Raw genomic sequence first — 12,850 nt, 5'->3', positions numbered from 1 at the left:
CTTAGCGCAGCCGGCTGGCCAGTGCCTGAATATGCTCGGGGCCTATGCCGCAGCAACCGCCGATGAGAGAGGCCCCCACCCCGCGCCAGCGCTCGGCCCAGCCGAGGTAATCCAGCGGCCCAAGATCGGCTCGGATCTCGTCCAGCCCGTCGTTGGCAGTCGCCTCTTTTGGCTGGGGCGGAAAGGCGTTGGCATAGGCGCCAAGGCGAATATCCCCTCGACCCAGCGCCTGCAAGCTGGCGCTGGCCACCGTCAGCGCGGCCTCAATCACCTCGGGCTGACAGCAGTTGAACAGGATGGCATCCACCCCGACCGCGACCAGCGCTGTGACGGCATCCGCCACCCGCTCGCCGGAGCGCAGGGTCGGCTCGCTGCCCGGCGCCTCGTCCTCTAAGGTGAAGGAGACCCAGAACGGCTTGCCATCCTGTGGCAACAGCGCTTTGAGGGCCAGCGGCTCGGCAATCAGGCTCATGGTTTCGGCCAGCCAGATGTCCACATAGGGCGTCAGCGCCCGAATGAGCGGTATGGCCAGCTCGCCCACTCTGTCCGCCTCGAACAGGTCGGCGCGGTAGGAGCCAAACAGTGGCGGCAAGGATCCTGCCACCTGTACGGCACCGCCCTGCACATCAGCCACCTCACGTGCCAACTGGCCAGCCCGCGCCGCCAGCGCTTCCCCCTCGGCGGCAAAACGCTCGGCGCCGATATGAAATGGCACCAGCGCATAGCTGTTGGTGGTGATGACCCGGGCACCGCTCGCCACATAGGCCTGATGCACCTCACGCACCGTCTGTGGCGCCTCCATCAACGCCAGTGCCGACCACTCGGGCTGGCGAAATGGCGCCCCCCGCCGTGCCAGCTCACGCCCCATGCCACCGTCCAGTACCCACAATGCCTGTGTTTCCATCTATCTTGTCTCTTTGTTGTTCTGTGCTTGTCTGTTGTATCGATTTGCAGCTTTCAGTGTTGCTCTGCGGCTGTGCCTCGCCAGGCCTCATCGTGGTGAGGCGTTCCTCTTAAAATCGGCCATAAAAACATATAGATGTTTAGACGTCCAAAACAAGATAAAACAAAGCAGAGCCGACGGCAATCGGTATCACCGAACATCAGCAGACAGCAGAGATGGGAAAGCAGCGAAGGCGGCAGAAGGCAGAAGGCAGAAGGCAGAAGGCAGAAGGCAGAAGGCAGAAGGCAGAAGGCAGAAAAGCGTGAGGCCACCCAAGGGTGGCCTCATTGCAACAGGATGAACTGGTGGCTTAACGCCCTGCCAGCACCCGTTTTATCTGTTTGGTCCAGTCGGAAACCCGACCCTGCTGGGGCAGACCACGCCAGATCTGCTCCCACTGGGCCGGGCTCAGAGGACGACCCAGTCGACGCTGCACCCCGGCATAGAGATAGTCGTGGGCCGTGGTGGCAGCATGGGCGGAGGTGAGGAACTTGGAGACAGGATCAGTCAACCGCACATCCCGCATACCAAGCAGCGGATAGTCGTTATGCACCGCCGCCAGCATGGTCTCGCGCATGGCCGACTCGATGTAACCACGGGCAAACAGGGCGGTCACCGACTCGAGGGACCCCTGATCCGGGCCGTGATACTCTTCATCGAATACCGGGCTCGGCTCTGCCACGGCACTTTGCACCACGGCATCGGGATCCGGCTGCGACACTACCACCGCCTTGGGAGCGGCAGGCTTGGCAACGGCAGTGGCCTTGCGGGGAGCGCTCTGGCTGCAAGCGCCCAGCGCGAGGGCAAGCGCCACACAGGCCAGCGCACGGGAATGAGACTGCATCTTCATGACTCCTTGATAGCTCCTTTACGATTCCTGAGCAGGCTTCTCGGCCACCACGGGTTCGACCCGGGTGACCAGCAGTTGGTCGATCTTGTAGCTGTCGATGTCGACCACTTCGAACTTGTAACCCGCGTATTTCACCGAGTCGGTGCGCTTGGGGATCTTGCGCAGCATGAACATGATGAAACCGGCTATGGTCTCGTAGTTCTGGCTATCCGGAAACGCCTCTATGTCGAAGGCCCGCATCACGTCGGAGATGGGGGTTACCCCGTCCACCAGCCAGGAGTTTTCGTCCCGCTGCACTATCTGCTCTTCCACCACGTGGGTGGCCCATTCGCCCATGACGGTACTCATCAGGTCGTTCATGGTGACGATCCCCACAACCAGCGCGTATTCGTTCATCACCACGGCGAAGTCGCCCCTGTGGTTCTTGAAGTACTCCATCGCCTCGTAGAGGTTGAGGGTGTCGGGAATGATGATGACGTTTTGCACCAGGGAGCCGCTGTTGAGGTCTATGCTCTGGCCGCTGATGACGCGGATCAGCAGCTCTTTCGCATCGACGAAGCCCTTGATGCTGTCGAGGTTGTGATCGCACACCAGAAACTTGTTGTGCGGGTGTTCGGCAATCTTGGCCTTGATGCTCTCCTCACCCTCTTGCAGGGTGAAGTAAATAAGGCTCTCGCGGGCCGTCATGGCGGAGGTCACGCCGAGGGACTGCAACTCGAACACGTTCTCGATGAGCTGATGCTCTTCACGCTGGATGACGCCGGCCTCGGCGCCTGCATCCATCACCGCATAGATGTCGTCAGAGGTGATCTCGTCGTTGCGTATCATGGAAACCCGCAGCAGCCGGAACAACGCATTCGCCATGCCATTGAAGAACCACACCAGCGGCATCAGCAGGGTCACGCACAGCAGCATGGGGCGAACCACCACCACGGCGATCCGCTCCGGCATGGTCATGGCCAGGCGCTTGGGCATCAGGTCGGCGATCAGGATGAACATGCCGGTGACGAACACGAAGGAGGCGGCGGAACTTATCTGGCTGAGCCAGGGACCTTGATAGAAGCCGGAGATGAACCCCTTGATGGCAGGATTCAGGGCAGACTCACCCAGGATACCACCCAGGATGGCGACGGTATTGAGGCCAATTTGCACCACGGTAAAGAAATTACCCGGCTGGGCCTGCAGCGCCAGCACCTTGGCGGCATGGCGGTTTCCCTCATCGGCCATCACCTGCAACTTGATCTTGCGGGAGGCGGCAAGGGATATCTCGGAAAGAGAGAAGAACACGCTGCCGGCAACCAGCAACATCAGAAAAAATAAACTATCGGCAAAACTCATGATTAACCTATTGCTACACCCGTCTTAGCACAAGACGGCAAACTGGGCCTGGGAGACCAGACCGTGAGTCCATCCGAGACTCACACAGGGGGCATATTCTAGCAGAAAAGCGCCTGTTGGGTGGCGATATCTTACTCTGGCACTCAGCGCAACAAAAAAGGCGCCCAAAGCGCCTTTTTATTCATTTCGCCATCAGAGTCACCAACCCGTTAAAACTAAGGGCATACGGCGCCAAGCCTTGTTATACCTGACTTACAGCGTAAGGTCCTCAGCTTGGCTAGGGGCTCTGATGAGCTTTCATTCCCACCCATAAACGCTAAGGTGTGGTCAATGATGTGGACACTCCACACCTAACCAGCACCACCCCTGAGCGGGTTGAACTGCACAGCATCCTGTAAAAAATCAGGCGCGAAATGAGCATAGGTCATCGTCTGCTGGATAGAGGCATGACCCAAGATTCGTTGCAGCACCAAAATGTTCCCCCCATTCGCCATAAAGTGTGTAGCGAAGGTATGGCGTAGTGCATGCACTGCTTGCCCTTTGGGTAAATCGGGCTTCACTACCTTCAACATCTCCCGCACCCGTAGGTAGTTCGCCTTGGGGAACAACACCCCACGCTTGTTTGCCACCCATTCAGCCTCAACCTCTGCACTGATGGGAACCGTTCGATTTTTACCGTTCTTGGTAGCCACGAACGTCACCCGTCGGTTGACTACATGCTCGGCCCGAACGGTAGAAGCCTCACTCCACCGAGCGCCGGTACTCAGGCATAACACGGCAACGCCTCTATCATCCCCACTTAGCCCAGCCAACAATTGCTGAACTTCAGATGGGGAAAGATAACTCATCTCCCGCGGCGCAACCTTCAAAGCCTTCACTTCTCGAACAGGGTTCTCACCACGATAGAACCCTCCCTCGATGAGGAAATTGAACATACCGCTCAGTTCCACCACCAGGCGGTTAACGCTATTGGGGGTTATGCCTGCGGCTAACATACGCGAACGCAGCAAAGTCAAAGCGTGAGCATTAAGCTGGTTGACCCGCACTTCACCCAAGTATCGATCTGCCCGTAATAAGGTACGGCGTGCGTGGGCCCCCCACTTTTGATACTGCCCTTTGTGCGCCCACCAAATTTCGATGAGCTCGGCCAACGTGCGGGCATCTGTGGGCTTGCTCTGCCAGGGCTTATCATGCTGCGTCGCCAACACATGCCGCTCGAAGGCAACTGCCTCGTGTTTCTTAGAAAACCTCCGCCGGATCCGCTTTCCCTTGCGACCCGTCGGTCTAACGTCCACTTGATATTGACCATCATCGAGCTTCTTAATCGACATAGCGAAGCTCTCCGATACTGCTTGTTGATACGTGCTGGCTCAGGCCGCACGCCTCTATATAGACAAGGAACTGCCTATGTAGGGTTAGCCAGTCTTCTGGTCTGAGGGCGATAACGTGCTGCTGTCTTGCCCAACGTGTGCGAGAACCGGCGCGATCTGGCCGGCTTCGGGTGAAACTTCATCAAACATGAACCAACTGTGGTACTTCCTGAACCTAGGTTGGCTAAATATCTTCTGGATAGCGGTAAAACCGATCTCCTTTCCTAACGTCTCGTAGCCCGTAAGTGTGCTGTACGGAACGCCTGTCAGCTCAGCGAACTGCTTTCTGTTCATCCTCTCTGACTCTCTGATCAGCTTCAGTTTCTCTGATGTATCTATTGACACAACTTCTCCTCGAAACATAATATCCCGAACGGAATATGAAATCTCATTTGGAATTTCATAGTAAAAGCCCCTGAAAGCTCTCTACAGCCAACAGGGGGTAACCAGAGAGGGTATCAGATATGAGTGATGCAACCAAAACCCCGAACAGTCAGACCGAAGTGCCCGCCAAGTTTGCTGTGGGCCTCACTCCTTCATTGGTTCATACCGATGCAGTAACCGCCGATGCGTTTGCCCATGCCATCGGAAAAACCCGCAAAGCAGTGGTGGAGATGATCAAAGTGGGCAAGTTACCCGGCGTAGAAATGAAAGTTCCAGGAAACCCTAATGCCAAAGGTGACTACTACGTATACCTGCCGGCCTGGAATGCGGGACTGAAATTGGCATTCGAAAGCCGGCCCAAGGAAATCCGGGATGGCTGGCTCGCATGGCTTGGCCTCAGCGTCTGAATGACATGCATTTATGCCTCTCTCTTGTGGCTTGGTTTCCACAAAACCATAACGACCTTTGGAGGGAAATCAGAGTGTCGAATACCACCAGAAACCTACACCCCCACTACCGCAGTGCCTGCGCTGGTTTCGTGAAGGATCGCAACGTAGAAAAGTTGGCCGCCAGCATGGGTATGTCAGCCCATGTGCTGCGCAACAAGTTCAATCAGCAGCAGAAACACAAGCTGTCGGGTGACGACTTGATCGCTCTCTACCAGGTGACCAAAGACGAATCGCTGCTCGATGCCCTGCTGTTTGAGTGTGGCCTGACTGCTGTCGCCATCCCCGATGCAGAGCGGGCGCCATCCCTGACCCACCAGGTGATCCAGCTCAACTCGCAAATAGCGAGTATCGGCCAGCGCACCCTGGAGCTCACGGAACGCGGCCGCATCACCAGCAACGAGCACCGTTCTTTCATGAGCATTGCCGCCGCCGCGATGGGCTCAGTGGCGCTGCTGATCAATGACGTCGAACAGCGATTTCAGGTGGTGTCGCCCCTTGCGGCACTGGCGATGTGAGGAGGAGAAAAAGATGAATTTACGAGCAAGTGCAGCCGAGAAGGCGCTGGCAGAAATGCGGGAAGCGCTTTACAACGCCAATTGCAGGGTTGCCAGATATTGGGGCGAACTCAATCAGCCACAACGCAAGGCCATCTGCAATGAAGCCGAATTACCGATCTCGATGGCAAGGCCTGAATTCCCACTTGGGGAGCGCGACCGCGAGGCCCTTTGTCTGGCCATGCGTCGCCTTGGGTACCAACACCTGTTTCATGGTGCAGTCAGCCTCGAGGAATGGCGCACCGGTTTGATAGCACCACCAGAAGAAAAACCAGAGGTAACAGGACCAGCCGACCGGCTGGCGAAGAGCAAGAGCTTGTTGATGACACTGGTCAACAACCCACAAACCGCAAATTGCGGACAAGAAAAAGCCCCGGTCACTGGTGTTTGCCGCACCTAACGGGGCTCTCTCAGTCAATCATCCCCAGGAATCTTGACATGACAACTCTAGCAATCCCCCGCGCGCTGCGCAACCGCGAGATCCAGCGCCGCCGTATCACAGGGCCATATGCCGCCCGCTACTCGGAAAACGACCTGACGATCCTGAGCCAGCGCGCTAACGCCCTGGTTTGGGCTTCTCTGTTTGGTCACATCAATCGCCTTAATGCCCATCAAGGAGCCTAACCATGACCATGCACACCACTGAAATGCCGTCTATGACGGACCTCAATGCCAGTACCCGCCAACGCCTGCGCCAACTGCGCGAATTTCTGGGGATGAGTCGTCCCAAATTCGCAGCGCAGCTGGATATCCCACCCACCACCCTCAAGAACTACGAGCTGGGCTATCGCGAGATTGGCGGCGGCCTGCTGCTGCGCATCATCAATACCCCTGGCCTGTCTGATTACGCCGTCTGGCTGATGAAAGGCTCTCTGATCATCCCCGAGCAAGTCCGCCCTGCCCATCCCAACTAATCCCACAAGGGGCTGCTTCGGCAGCCCCTGGAGCAATGCACATGGAAGGATTCAAGAGCATTGGCCGGATACCGGCCCAGATACAGGCAAAAGCGGCAGTAGTGCTGGCCTGTCAACGCCCTCGCCGGCTGCAATCCGGGTGTGGGGATGTCATTGCAGTGGGCTACCGATACCGCCTGTTTCGGCCCTGTGGGGCCAGCGGTTATCAGCTGATGACCCACGAACGGTACAACAAACTGACCGTAAGAAAGCGTTGAGGAAGTAGCTATGAGTGACGCAATCAAGATAGCCAGCCAGGCCCCCAAGCTCATCGAGGGGGTGCTGGCCGACATGTTCGCCGCCCGGGCTGATGACAATCGGGTGTGCCTGGGCAGCATATGGTCTGGCCCGCAGCACATTCAGATCCAGCTTGTGGCCACAAGCAGCCCAGACGCGCTGCTGGATGATGACAGCAGCGATGATGAATACACAGAAACCGGTGAGCCGGCCCAACCGAAAAGCGGGCTGTGGCTCCACTGGCAGAGCTACCGAGCCGACTACATAGGCGCCTCTAACGCCACCTATGGCACTGACGCGGCTGAGGTGCTCGCCCTTGGGGCGATCCGCTCCATCTACTGGCTGGCACTCGGCCAGGGGGAAACTCCACTTGCTACCGAAATCGGCGACTGGTGGAAAGAGTGCGCCCCCCAGCATGGACTGGGCGAGGTGATCCGATGACCGAGAACACCCCGGACTTTTCAGCTCTGCAAGCGGAAGTAGAGGCCGACATTGCCACGCTGTCCGCCATCGCCAAGGTAAAACTGGCAACCCTTCGTCAGTACCAACGCCAGCTCCTCACCTTACGAGAGGCCCGCCTGCCAGAGCCCAAATACGCCCTGTGCCGCCTGCTGTTCGAATGCAGAGAGGAGCGCCGCGCCCGTATCGAAGCGTTAGACACCGTCGCCCACCAGGAGCGGTATCTTGCCCACCTATGCGGTGACGAGCCCCTGCCCTTCTAATGCGGGACTACCACGCCGAGCTGTTCGACGCCAAACCCATCTCCCCCAGGCAGCCTGCTGCCTGGAAATTGGCAGCATCCACCAAAGCCATGGCGCGCCGCATCATGGCTTGTCGTCGTGTCTGGCTCTGCCCACTCGACGCATCCCGCCTCCCTGCCGCTCGGCGCAGGGAGCTCGCCGGCGGCGATATCAATACCCGGGTCGAGGCCATCAAGAGCTATTTTGTCGGCATCCCTGGCGCCTATGCCTTGGACTGGGCGCTTGACCTGCTGGAGCGGCCGATCCCGCGTGAGAACGGCGGGCCAGGGGTGCAGTTGCCCGGTGATCTGATCGCCGAGTTGTTCGTGGGTTACTGCACCCGTCGCGCCCCGGATGTGCTCAAGGGAGTGGCCATCTGCAAGGAGGCCAACCGCTGGCTATCAAGCCGCATCACCACCCTGCGCCAGGTGCAAAACGTGATCCCCGAACCGCTCGAAGCGCTGCGCACCAAAGAGAGCCGCGAGCGCCTGGCCGTCAACTACGCCGAACGGGTCACCCGGCTGTTTAATGCCATTACCGACTTCGGCGCTGAGCAGGTGCCGGCGATCCGTTTGTGGAAGGCGTGCCGCCAACCGCTGGCCGCTTGGGGCATGCTGCCCCGCCTGCCCAGGTTCAGAACAGCCGAAAGCCGCGACGACTTCATCGCCCACCACCTTATCCGCTGGCTCGACCCCAAGTGGTGGGCCAGGCGCATGCGCAAAATCTGGGATCAATACAACGAACATTGCGCCATCCTGCTCGGCAAGGTGCGCAAAGGGGTATCTGCCTACGTGTCCAGTCAGGGCCTACAGGCCTTTATCGAACGCCAGCGGATGGCGGCGGCCTGGCTCAAGGACATGGAAGCCTATAACGCCCAGGACGACATCACCATCAGCCTGGAAGATGCGGTAAAAGCCTCCATCGCCAACCCGGAGAACCGCCGCCATGAGCTGATTGTCCGGGCGCGTGGCTTCTCTGATGTGGCTGACGAACTGGGTTATGTGGGCCTGTTCTTCACCTGGACAGCGCCTAGCCGATTCCATCCCTGGAAAACGGTACGAGCCTCCCAAACCGGCGGACCAAACAGCACAGAAGAGAACCCCAAGCACGACGGCTCATCCCCTCGCGACTCGCAACACTACATCAGCGAGCTGTGGAAGCGCTGCCGTTCTGCCCTCGATCGCAACCTGGCCAAGCGGGGGGAGTTCCTAGTGGCCGACCCTATCGACTATTTCGGCTTTCGGGTGGTCGAACCCCACCACGACGGCACGCCCCACTGGCACCTGCTGATCTGGGTCAAACCCGAGCACCAGCACCGGCTGATCGGCATCCTGCAGCGCTACGCTCTGAGCCATGACAAAGGCGACCTGGAACGCAAACGCCACCCTGACAGCAAAAAGCCCTATAGCGACATCACGCCCCGCTTTGACTGGAAGGTAATGGACAAGGAGAAGGGCGGCGCCGTCGGCTACATCGTCAAATACATCGCCAAGAATATCGACGGGTACCGGGTCGGCGACGAAGGCGATCTGGAAGCCGAGACCGCGGCTACCGAAGGCGCCCGCCGAGTACGGGCCTGGGCCTCGCTCTGGGGCCTGCGCCAGTTCCAACCCTTGAAAGGCCCGCCGGTCGGTATCTGGCGGGAGCTGCGCCGGCTACCTGGCCGCCTGCAAGAGGCCAAGGGAATCGTCGTGGCCCCGCTGGCCAGCCCCATCATGGAAGAGTGCCGGCGCTATGCAGACGCGGTGGACTGGAAGAACTTCACCCAAGCCATGGGCGGCCCCTGCTGCCGGCGCGATGAACGCCCCTTGAGTATCCACCGCACCGCTTTTGCCGAACCCAATCAGTACGGCGAACCGCAAACCAAGCTTGTGGGCGTGCGGGCTGCTGACGGCCTCATCCAGCAGACCCGTGTGGGGGAATGGGTGCTGCGTAAATGTGGTTCACAGAGTACCACCGAGGCCCAGGGCAGCGGGTTTTGGTCTGTGGGCGAGCGCAGCGAGTTAGTGGGTACCGAGCGAAGCGAAGGGGGTTTCCCCCTTGGAGCTCTGGCAACAACTGTACGCGGCGATCTCGGAGGATCTAAAGAGGATCCATTGGGAGGTATAAATCTATTCCATTTGGGGCTAAGTGATGAAGAAGCGGCCATGGTCCAGCGCGGCTTGATTGTCAGAGCAGGGGATCGGTCAGTTTGCATCCGAGATGGTGAGTTGAAAGTGACCGAACGGCATCCGTTCGAATCACCAAACGAGCCATCACCGTATCAAATTGAAGCCGGATCCAGATGCCGGGAGGCAAAACGCCAGGCGGAGCTCAAGGATGTGCGGGGCTTGCTGGCCGAGTCCGGGGATCCAGCAGCTTGGCTGGCCAGCATGACGGCCGCCGGCGCCGATGATGCCTTGGCGTTGCTGGAGGCCCTAGGGGATGGGGATACCGAAGCAGCTTACGCCCAGCTTGACCGGCTGCGCGATACCGTCGATCTGCGGACGTGGCCTCTGCCACCAGTCGAGCGCAGCCAGGTGGCCTTAAGCAACGATGAATTTTTCGGATCTCAGGATGAAGTTACACGCCTCAAGTAAGGAGCAAAATCAGAGCAAACATACCCAATTGAAGCACCACATGTTACTTTTATATTTTTACAGTCTTAATTCTCTATTAATAATCCCATTATATATATGTATTAAAATGAGAGGGCACAACCTATGTTCACACTTAAGCTTATGATTCCGCTACTAATTGCATCTTCATTATCAGCAACTGAGATGCATCAGGTTACCTACGGATGGGTTGAACATGGCTCAATCCTACCAAGCAATACCGCTCTCGATATGAAGCTAGATACAGGAGCTGAGTCATCATCGATTGATGCTAACAACATCGATCTGTATATAAAAAACCATAAAAAATGGGTTAAATTCAATGTCGAAATAAAAAATAAAGACACTGGAGAAACGACTTCAATACCATATAACTTACCAGTTTCACGTAAAGTAAAAATTAGTGGTGCAGGTGGAGAAGACCATCGTTCTGTAGTTAGTTTGGATATCTGCATGGGAGGTGTAATTCTAGAAAACGAGGAGTTCACATTAGCTAATCGTAGTAACAAGATATACCCAGCGTTAATTGGCAGAAATACTCTGCAGCACATGGGAGCGCTAGTTGACTCGTCAAGTAAATACCTAAAAAGCGGTTCATGCACTAAAACCAAAAAATAAAAGAGCCTCATGAAATGGAAAATGTCGAAGTGTTAAACCGTGCATTTTTTTTACTCTTAAATGCATCTGATAAAACGCCTCTTTGGCTATTATATGCAGCTACCATGATAGCTGAAGTACTGATTTATTTTATCCCATTATTATTTGTCTCATATTGGTTATGGGGGGATGTGACCTATCGAAGCAAAATACTAAAAGCATGTGCTGTCACTATGATTGCACTTGGTTTAAATCAGATGATAAGCATGTTCTGGTATCATCCTCGTCCATTCATGATAGAGCTTGGTCATACTTGGCTAAGCCATACTCCTGATTCTTCATTCCCTAGTGATCATATGACTGTTTTTGTCGGAGTCGGATTGACATTAATGTTTGGAGGAATGCGTACAGCTGCCTGTGGAGCATTAGTCGCTGGCTGTGCAGTAGCCTGGGCCCGCATTTTTCTAGGACTACATTTTCCGCTTGATATGGTTGGTTCACTTATAACAACAAGTATATCTTATTGTTTGGTTCATCCACTTTGGAAGTGGAAAGGTGATACCGTTGTGGCATTAGCCGAACACATGTATAAAATCACCTTCGCAAAGCTGATTAATGCTGGCATAGTGAATCACTAACGAAAAAATATCATTAATCAATCTATATTCAGCTGAAAACAACATACATCTTAATTAAATATATTTCTCTTGCACATTAGAACGATAATCACTTATACATTTTCTCTACTTGAAAAAATTAAGAGCCAAGCCAATCAACTTAAAAATGTGACGTGATTCAAAATTTCAACCACAAAGTGTTCCATTTGAATTCAAGACATAGTCTATTCGATCTTAAGCCACCTAATGTGGCCTTACTCAATAAAAGGAATTTACTATGAAAAAAGCTTCGTTTGTATTAGCCCTGATGCTGGGAGCGTCCTCTTTCGCCATGGCTGCAACTGCCACGGACGCTGTGAAAGTTCACGAAGATGCAGCAAAAATGCACCAAACTGCTGCTAAACATCATCAAAAGGCTATCGAGCTGCATAAGGCTGGTAAAACAGAAGAGGCTCAAAAAGCAGCGATTGAAGCGAAGAAAGCTTCTGAAGCGGCCCATCAGAAAACTCTCGACTCTACTAAGCTTAAGTAATGTATACACCTTCTGAAAAAGCCGAGACCCTAACAGGGTTTCGGCTTTTTTGATCAATCTAACGACGATTTTACTACCTAACAGCGGGAACAGTTTAGAGAGAGGAACAAGTATCATGGCTGCACAAGAAGAGGTTAAGCAGGGAATTTACTATGTGAAAGGAGATGCTAGTCGCAGTATGAGTAAGGCTCAGGAGGATGGAGACGTGATTCCGATCGTCAAAGGTTTGGCAATTGACGAGTGGGGCCTTGAACAGGTGGTATTTGTCATGAAAGAGAACGCTGCAGCACTGGCGATGGACCACCTAACCAACGGTTACATTTGTTGGTATGACGGTCATCGACAATGGTCTCTAGAAGAGATGCAAACCCAACTTACAGGAAAGCTCAAGCCATAAGGAAACGCTAGAGTGCGCCCCTTTCTCATTGTCCCAGGTTGAGTTCCCGCTGCAGAGCCTGTCGCCCCTCTTGGCTAAGCGAGTTGATAAGGCTCAAGGCCAGTTGGCTGGTCGTGCGCCCCGATGGGCTCAGTGGATGACTGTATGACACCTGCGACACCCAGCTGTGTCCGCATTCCGCATCCGTGCACTGGCAGTACAGATCGGCGGTATCACGGCTCAGGCGGTGCGTCTTGGTAATACGCCCCAGCTCCCCACATTCCCGGCAAAATACCCGCATAAATCCCCCCAG

The 12,850-nt window shown here is 55.6% G+C and carries 19 protein-coding genes; 13 read left to right on the top strand and 6 right to left on the bottom strand.

The window, feature by feature from the left end; translation table 11 throughout:
• Position 1: 1 nt before the first annotated feature.
• The 5 genes from BN1128_RS16525 to BN1128_RS16505 form a co-directional block, all read right to left on the bottom strand.
• Complete coding sequence (locus BN1128_RS16525) at positions 2 to 904, bottom strand: homocysteine S-methyltransferase family protein (RefSeq protein ID WP_042870744.1); 903 nt, start codon at positions 902 to 904, stop codon at positions 2 to 4.
• Positions 905 to 1,253: 349 nt separating this feature from the next.
• The gene (locus BN1128_RS16520) at positions 1,254 to 1,793 is read right to left on the bottom strand and encodes a hypothetical protein (RefSeq protein ID WP_042870743.1); all 540 of its coding nucleotides are present in this window, start codon (positions 1,791 to 1,793) and stop codon (positions 1,254 to 1,256) included.
• Positions 1,794 to 1,811: 18 nt separating this feature from the next.
• On the bottom strand, positions 1,812 to 3,131 hold the full coding sequence (gene paeA / locus BN1128_RS16515; RefSeq protein ID WP_042870741.1) for a polyamine export protein PaeA: 1,320 nt from the start codon (positions 3,129 to 3,131) through the stop codon (positions 1,812 to 1,814).
• Positions 3,132 to 3,481: 350 nt separating this feature from the next.
• The gene (locus BN1128_RS16510; RefSeq protein WP_042870739.1) at positions 3,482 to 4,462 is read right to left on the bottom strand and encodes a phage integrase; all 981 of its coding nucleotides are present in this window, start codon (positions 4,460 to 4,462) and stop codon (positions 3,482 to 3,484) included.
• Between the two features lie 84 nt (positions 4,463 to 4,546).
• Positions 4,547 to 4,846, bottom strand: a complete 300-nt coding sequence (locus BN1128_RS16505) for a helix-turn-helix domain-containing protein (protein WP_042870872.1) — start codon at positions 4,844 to 4,846, stop codon at positions 4,547 to 4,549.
• 119 nt (positions 4,847 to 4,965) lie between these two features.
• Here BN1128_RS16505 and BN1128_RS16500 point away from each other — a divergent pair, with 119 nt between their 5' ends.
• The 13 genes from BN1128_RS16500 to BN1128_RS16445 all read left to right on the top strand — a co-directional run bounded on the left by BN1128_RS16500 (position 4,966) and on the right by BN1128_RS16445 (position 12,558).
• Positions 4,966 to 5,292, top strand: coding sequence for a Cox family DNA-binding protein (locus tag BN1128_RS16500; RefSeq protein WP_082030449.1), 327 nt, complete (start codon positions 4,966 to 4,968; stop codon positions 5,290 to 5,292).
• Positions 5,293 to 5,366: 74 nt separating this feature from the next.
• The gene (locus BN1128_RS16495; protein WP_244464607.1) at positions 5,367 to 5,849 is read left to right on the top strand and encodes a phage regulatory CII family protein; all 483 of its coding nucleotides are present in this window, start codon (positions 5,367 to 5,369) and stop codon (positions 5,847 to 5,849) included.
• 13 nt (positions 5,850 to 5,862) lie between these two features.
• Positions 5,863 to 6,288 carry a hypothetical protein gene (locus BN1128_RS16490; RefSeq protein ID WP_042870737.1) on the top strand — a complete coding sequence of 142 codons (426 nt, stop codon included), beginning with the start codon at positions 5,863 to 5,865 and terminating at the stop codon, positions 6,286 to 6,288.
• Positions 6,289 to 6,326: 38 nt separating this feature from the next.
• A complete protein-coding gene (locus tag BN1128_RS16485; RefSeq protein WP_042870735.1) occupies positions 6,327 to 6,512 on the top strand; it encodes a hypothetical protein in 186 nt (61 codons plus the stop codon).
• 8 nt (positions 6,513 to 6,520) lie between these two features.
• Positions 6,521 to 6,802 (top strand): helix-turn-helix domain-containing protein, encoded by a 282-nt coding sequence (locus tag BN1128_RS16480; protein WP_420864937.1) that lies wholly within the window; start codon positions 6,521 to 6,523, stop codon positions 6,800 to 6,802.
• Positions 6,803 to 6,837: 35 nt separating this feature from the next.
• On the top strand, positions 6,838 to 7,059 hold the full coding sequence (locus BN1128_RS26580) for a ParE family toxin-like protein (RefSeq protein ID WP_420864936.1): 222 nt from the start codon (positions 6,838 to 6,840) through the stop codon (positions 7,057 to 7,059).
• Between the two features lie 10 nt (positions 7,060 to 7,069).
• The gene (locus BN1128_RS26295; protein ID WP_244464606.1) at positions 7,070 to 7,519 is read left to right on the top strand and encodes a hypothetical protein; all 450 of its coding nucleotides are present in this window, start codon (positions 7,070 to 7,072) and stop codon (positions 7,517 to 7,519) included.
• Positions 7,516 to 7,800: a hypothetical protein gene (locus BN1128_RS16460; RefSeq protein ID WP_042870730.1), complete on the top strand. Its 285-nt coding sequence runs from the start codon at positions 7,516 to 7,518 to the stop codon at positions 7,798 to 7,800. The genes BN1128_RS26295 and BN1128_RS16460 overlap by 4 nt, the downstream gene beginning before the upstream one ends.
• Complete coding sequence (locus BN1128_RS16455) at positions 7,800 to 10,397, top strand: replication endonuclease (protein ID WP_052445529.1); 2,598 nt, start codon at positions 7,800 to 7,802, stop codon at positions 10,395 to 10,397. The genes BN1128_RS16460 and BN1128_RS16455 overlap by 1 nt, the downstream gene beginning before the upstream one ends.
• A 123-nt stretch (positions 10,398 to 10,520) precedes the next feature.
• Positions 10,521 to 11,033: an ATP-dependent zinc protease family protein gene (locus tag BN1128_RS24820; RefSeq protein ID WP_082030448.1), complete on the top strand. Its 513-nt coding sequence runs from the start codon at positions 10,521 to 10,523 to the stop codon at positions 11,031 to 11,033.
• Positions 11,034 to 11,047: 14 nt separating this feature from the next.
• A complete protein-coding gene (locus tag BN1128_RS24815; protein WP_082030447.1) occupies positions 11,048 to 11,650 on the top strand; it encodes an undecaprenyl-diphosphatase in 603 nt (200 codons plus the stop codon).
• Between the two features lie 256 nt (positions 11,651 to 11,906).
• A complete protein-coding gene (locus BN1128_RS16450) occupies positions 11,907 to 12,161 on the top strand; it encodes a hypothetical protein (protein ID WP_042870728.1) in 255 nt (84 codons plus the stop codon).
• 115 nt (positions 12,162 to 12,276) lie between these two features.
• Positions 12,277 to 12,558 (top strand): hypothetical protein, encoded by a 282-nt coding sequence (locus BN1128_RS16445; RefSeq protein ID WP_042870726.1) that lies wholly within the window; start codon positions 12,277 to 12,279, stop codon positions 12,556 to 12,558.
• A gap of 25 nt (positions 12,559 to 12,583) precedes the next feature.
• Here the strand turns inward: BN1128_RS16445 and BN1128_RS24810 are convergent, their stop codons facing one another.
• Entirely contained in the window at positions 12,584 to 12,838 is a 255-nt protein-coding gene (locus tag BN1128_RS24810; protein WP_080741289.1) for an ogr/Delta-like zinc finger family protein, read from the bottom strand.
• Between the last annotated feature and the right edge of the window lie 12 nt (positions 12,839 to 12,850).

The organism is Aeromonas piscicola, assembly GCF_000820005.1.
Lineage (GTDB): Bacteria > Pseudomonadota > Gammaproteobacteria > Enterobacterales > Aeromonadaceae > Aeromonas > Aeromonas piscicola.
This window is presented reverse-complemented; position numbering and strand designations above follow the sequence as displayed.

What these genes read in the sequence shown, in the direction of transcription:
- BN1128_RS16455 (WP_052445529.1), top strand. Translation starts at nt 7,800, where the DNA reads ATGCGGGACTACCACGCCGAGCTGTTCGACGCCAAACCCATCTCCCCC.
- BN1128_RS16460 (WP_042870730.1), top strand. Translation starts at nt 7,516, where the DNA reads ATGACCGAGAACACCCCGGACTTTTCAGCTCTGCAAGCGGAAGTAGAG.
- BN1128_RS16450 (WP_042870728.1), top strand. Translation starts at nt 11,907, where the DNA reads ATGAAAAAAGCTTCGTTTGTATTAGCCCTGATGCTGGGAGCGTCCTCT.
- BN1128_RS16485 (WP_042870735.1), top strand. Translation starts at nt 6,327, where the DNA reads ATGACAACTCTAGCAATCCCCCGCGCGCTGCGCAACCGCGAGATCCAG.
- BN1128_RS26295 (WP_244464606.1), top strand. Translation starts at nt 7,070, where the DNA reads ATGAGTGACGCAATCAAGATAGCCAGCCAGGCCCCCAAGCTCATCGAG.
- BN1128_RS16480 (WP_420864937.1), top strand. Translation starts at nt 6,521, where the DNA reads ATGCACACCACTGAAATGCCGTCTATGACGGACCTCAATGCCAGTACC.
- BN1128_RS16510 (WP_042870739.1), bottom strand. Translation starts at nt 4,462, where the DNA reads ATGTCGATTAAGAAGCTCGATGATGGTCAATATCAAGTGGACGTTAGA.
- BN1128_RS16525 (WP_042870744.1), bottom strand. Translation starts at nt 904, where the DNA reads ATGGAAACACAGGCATTGTGGGTACTGGACGGTGGCATGGGGCGTGAG.
- BN1128_RS16445 (WP_042870726.1), top strand. Translation starts at nt 12,277, where the DNA reads ATGGCTGCACAAGAAGAGGTTAAGCAGGGAATTTACTATGTGAAAGGA.
- paeA (WP_042870741.1), bottom strand. Translation starts at nt 3,131, where the DNA reads ATGAGTTTTGCCGATAGTTTATTTTTTCTGATGTTGCTGGTTGCCGGC.
- BN1128_RS24815 (WP_082030447.1), top strand. Translation starts at nt 11,048, where the DNA reads ATGGAAAATGTCGAAGTGTTAAACCGTGCATTTTTTTTACTCTTAAAT.
- BN1128_RS16520 (WP_042870743.1), bottom strand. Translation starts at nt 1,793, where the DNA reads ATGAAGATGCAGTCTCATTCCCGTGCGCTGGCCTGTGTGGCGCTTGCC.
- BN1128_RS16500 (WP_082030449.1), top strand. Translation starts at nt 4,966, where the DNA reads ATGAGTGATGCAACCAAAACCCCGAACAGTCAGACCGAAGTGCCCGCC.
- BN1128_RS26580 (WP_420864936.1), top strand. Translation starts at nt 6,838, where the DNA reads ATGCACATGGAAGGATTCAAGAGCATTGGCCGGATACCGGCCCAGATA.
- BN1128_RS24820 (WP_082030448.1), top strand. Translation starts at nt 10,521, where the DNA reads ATGTTCACACTTAAGCTTATGATTCCGCTACTAATTGCATCTTCATTA.
- BN1128_RS24810 (WP_080741289.1), bottom strand. Translation starts at nt 12,838, where the DNA reads ATGCGGGTATTTTGCCGGGAATGTGGGGAGCTGGGGCGTATTACCAAG.
- BN1128_RS16490 (WP_042870737.1), top strand. Translation starts at nt 5,863, where the DNA reads ATGAATTTACGAGCAAGTGCAGCCGAGAAGGCGCTGGCAGAAATGCGG.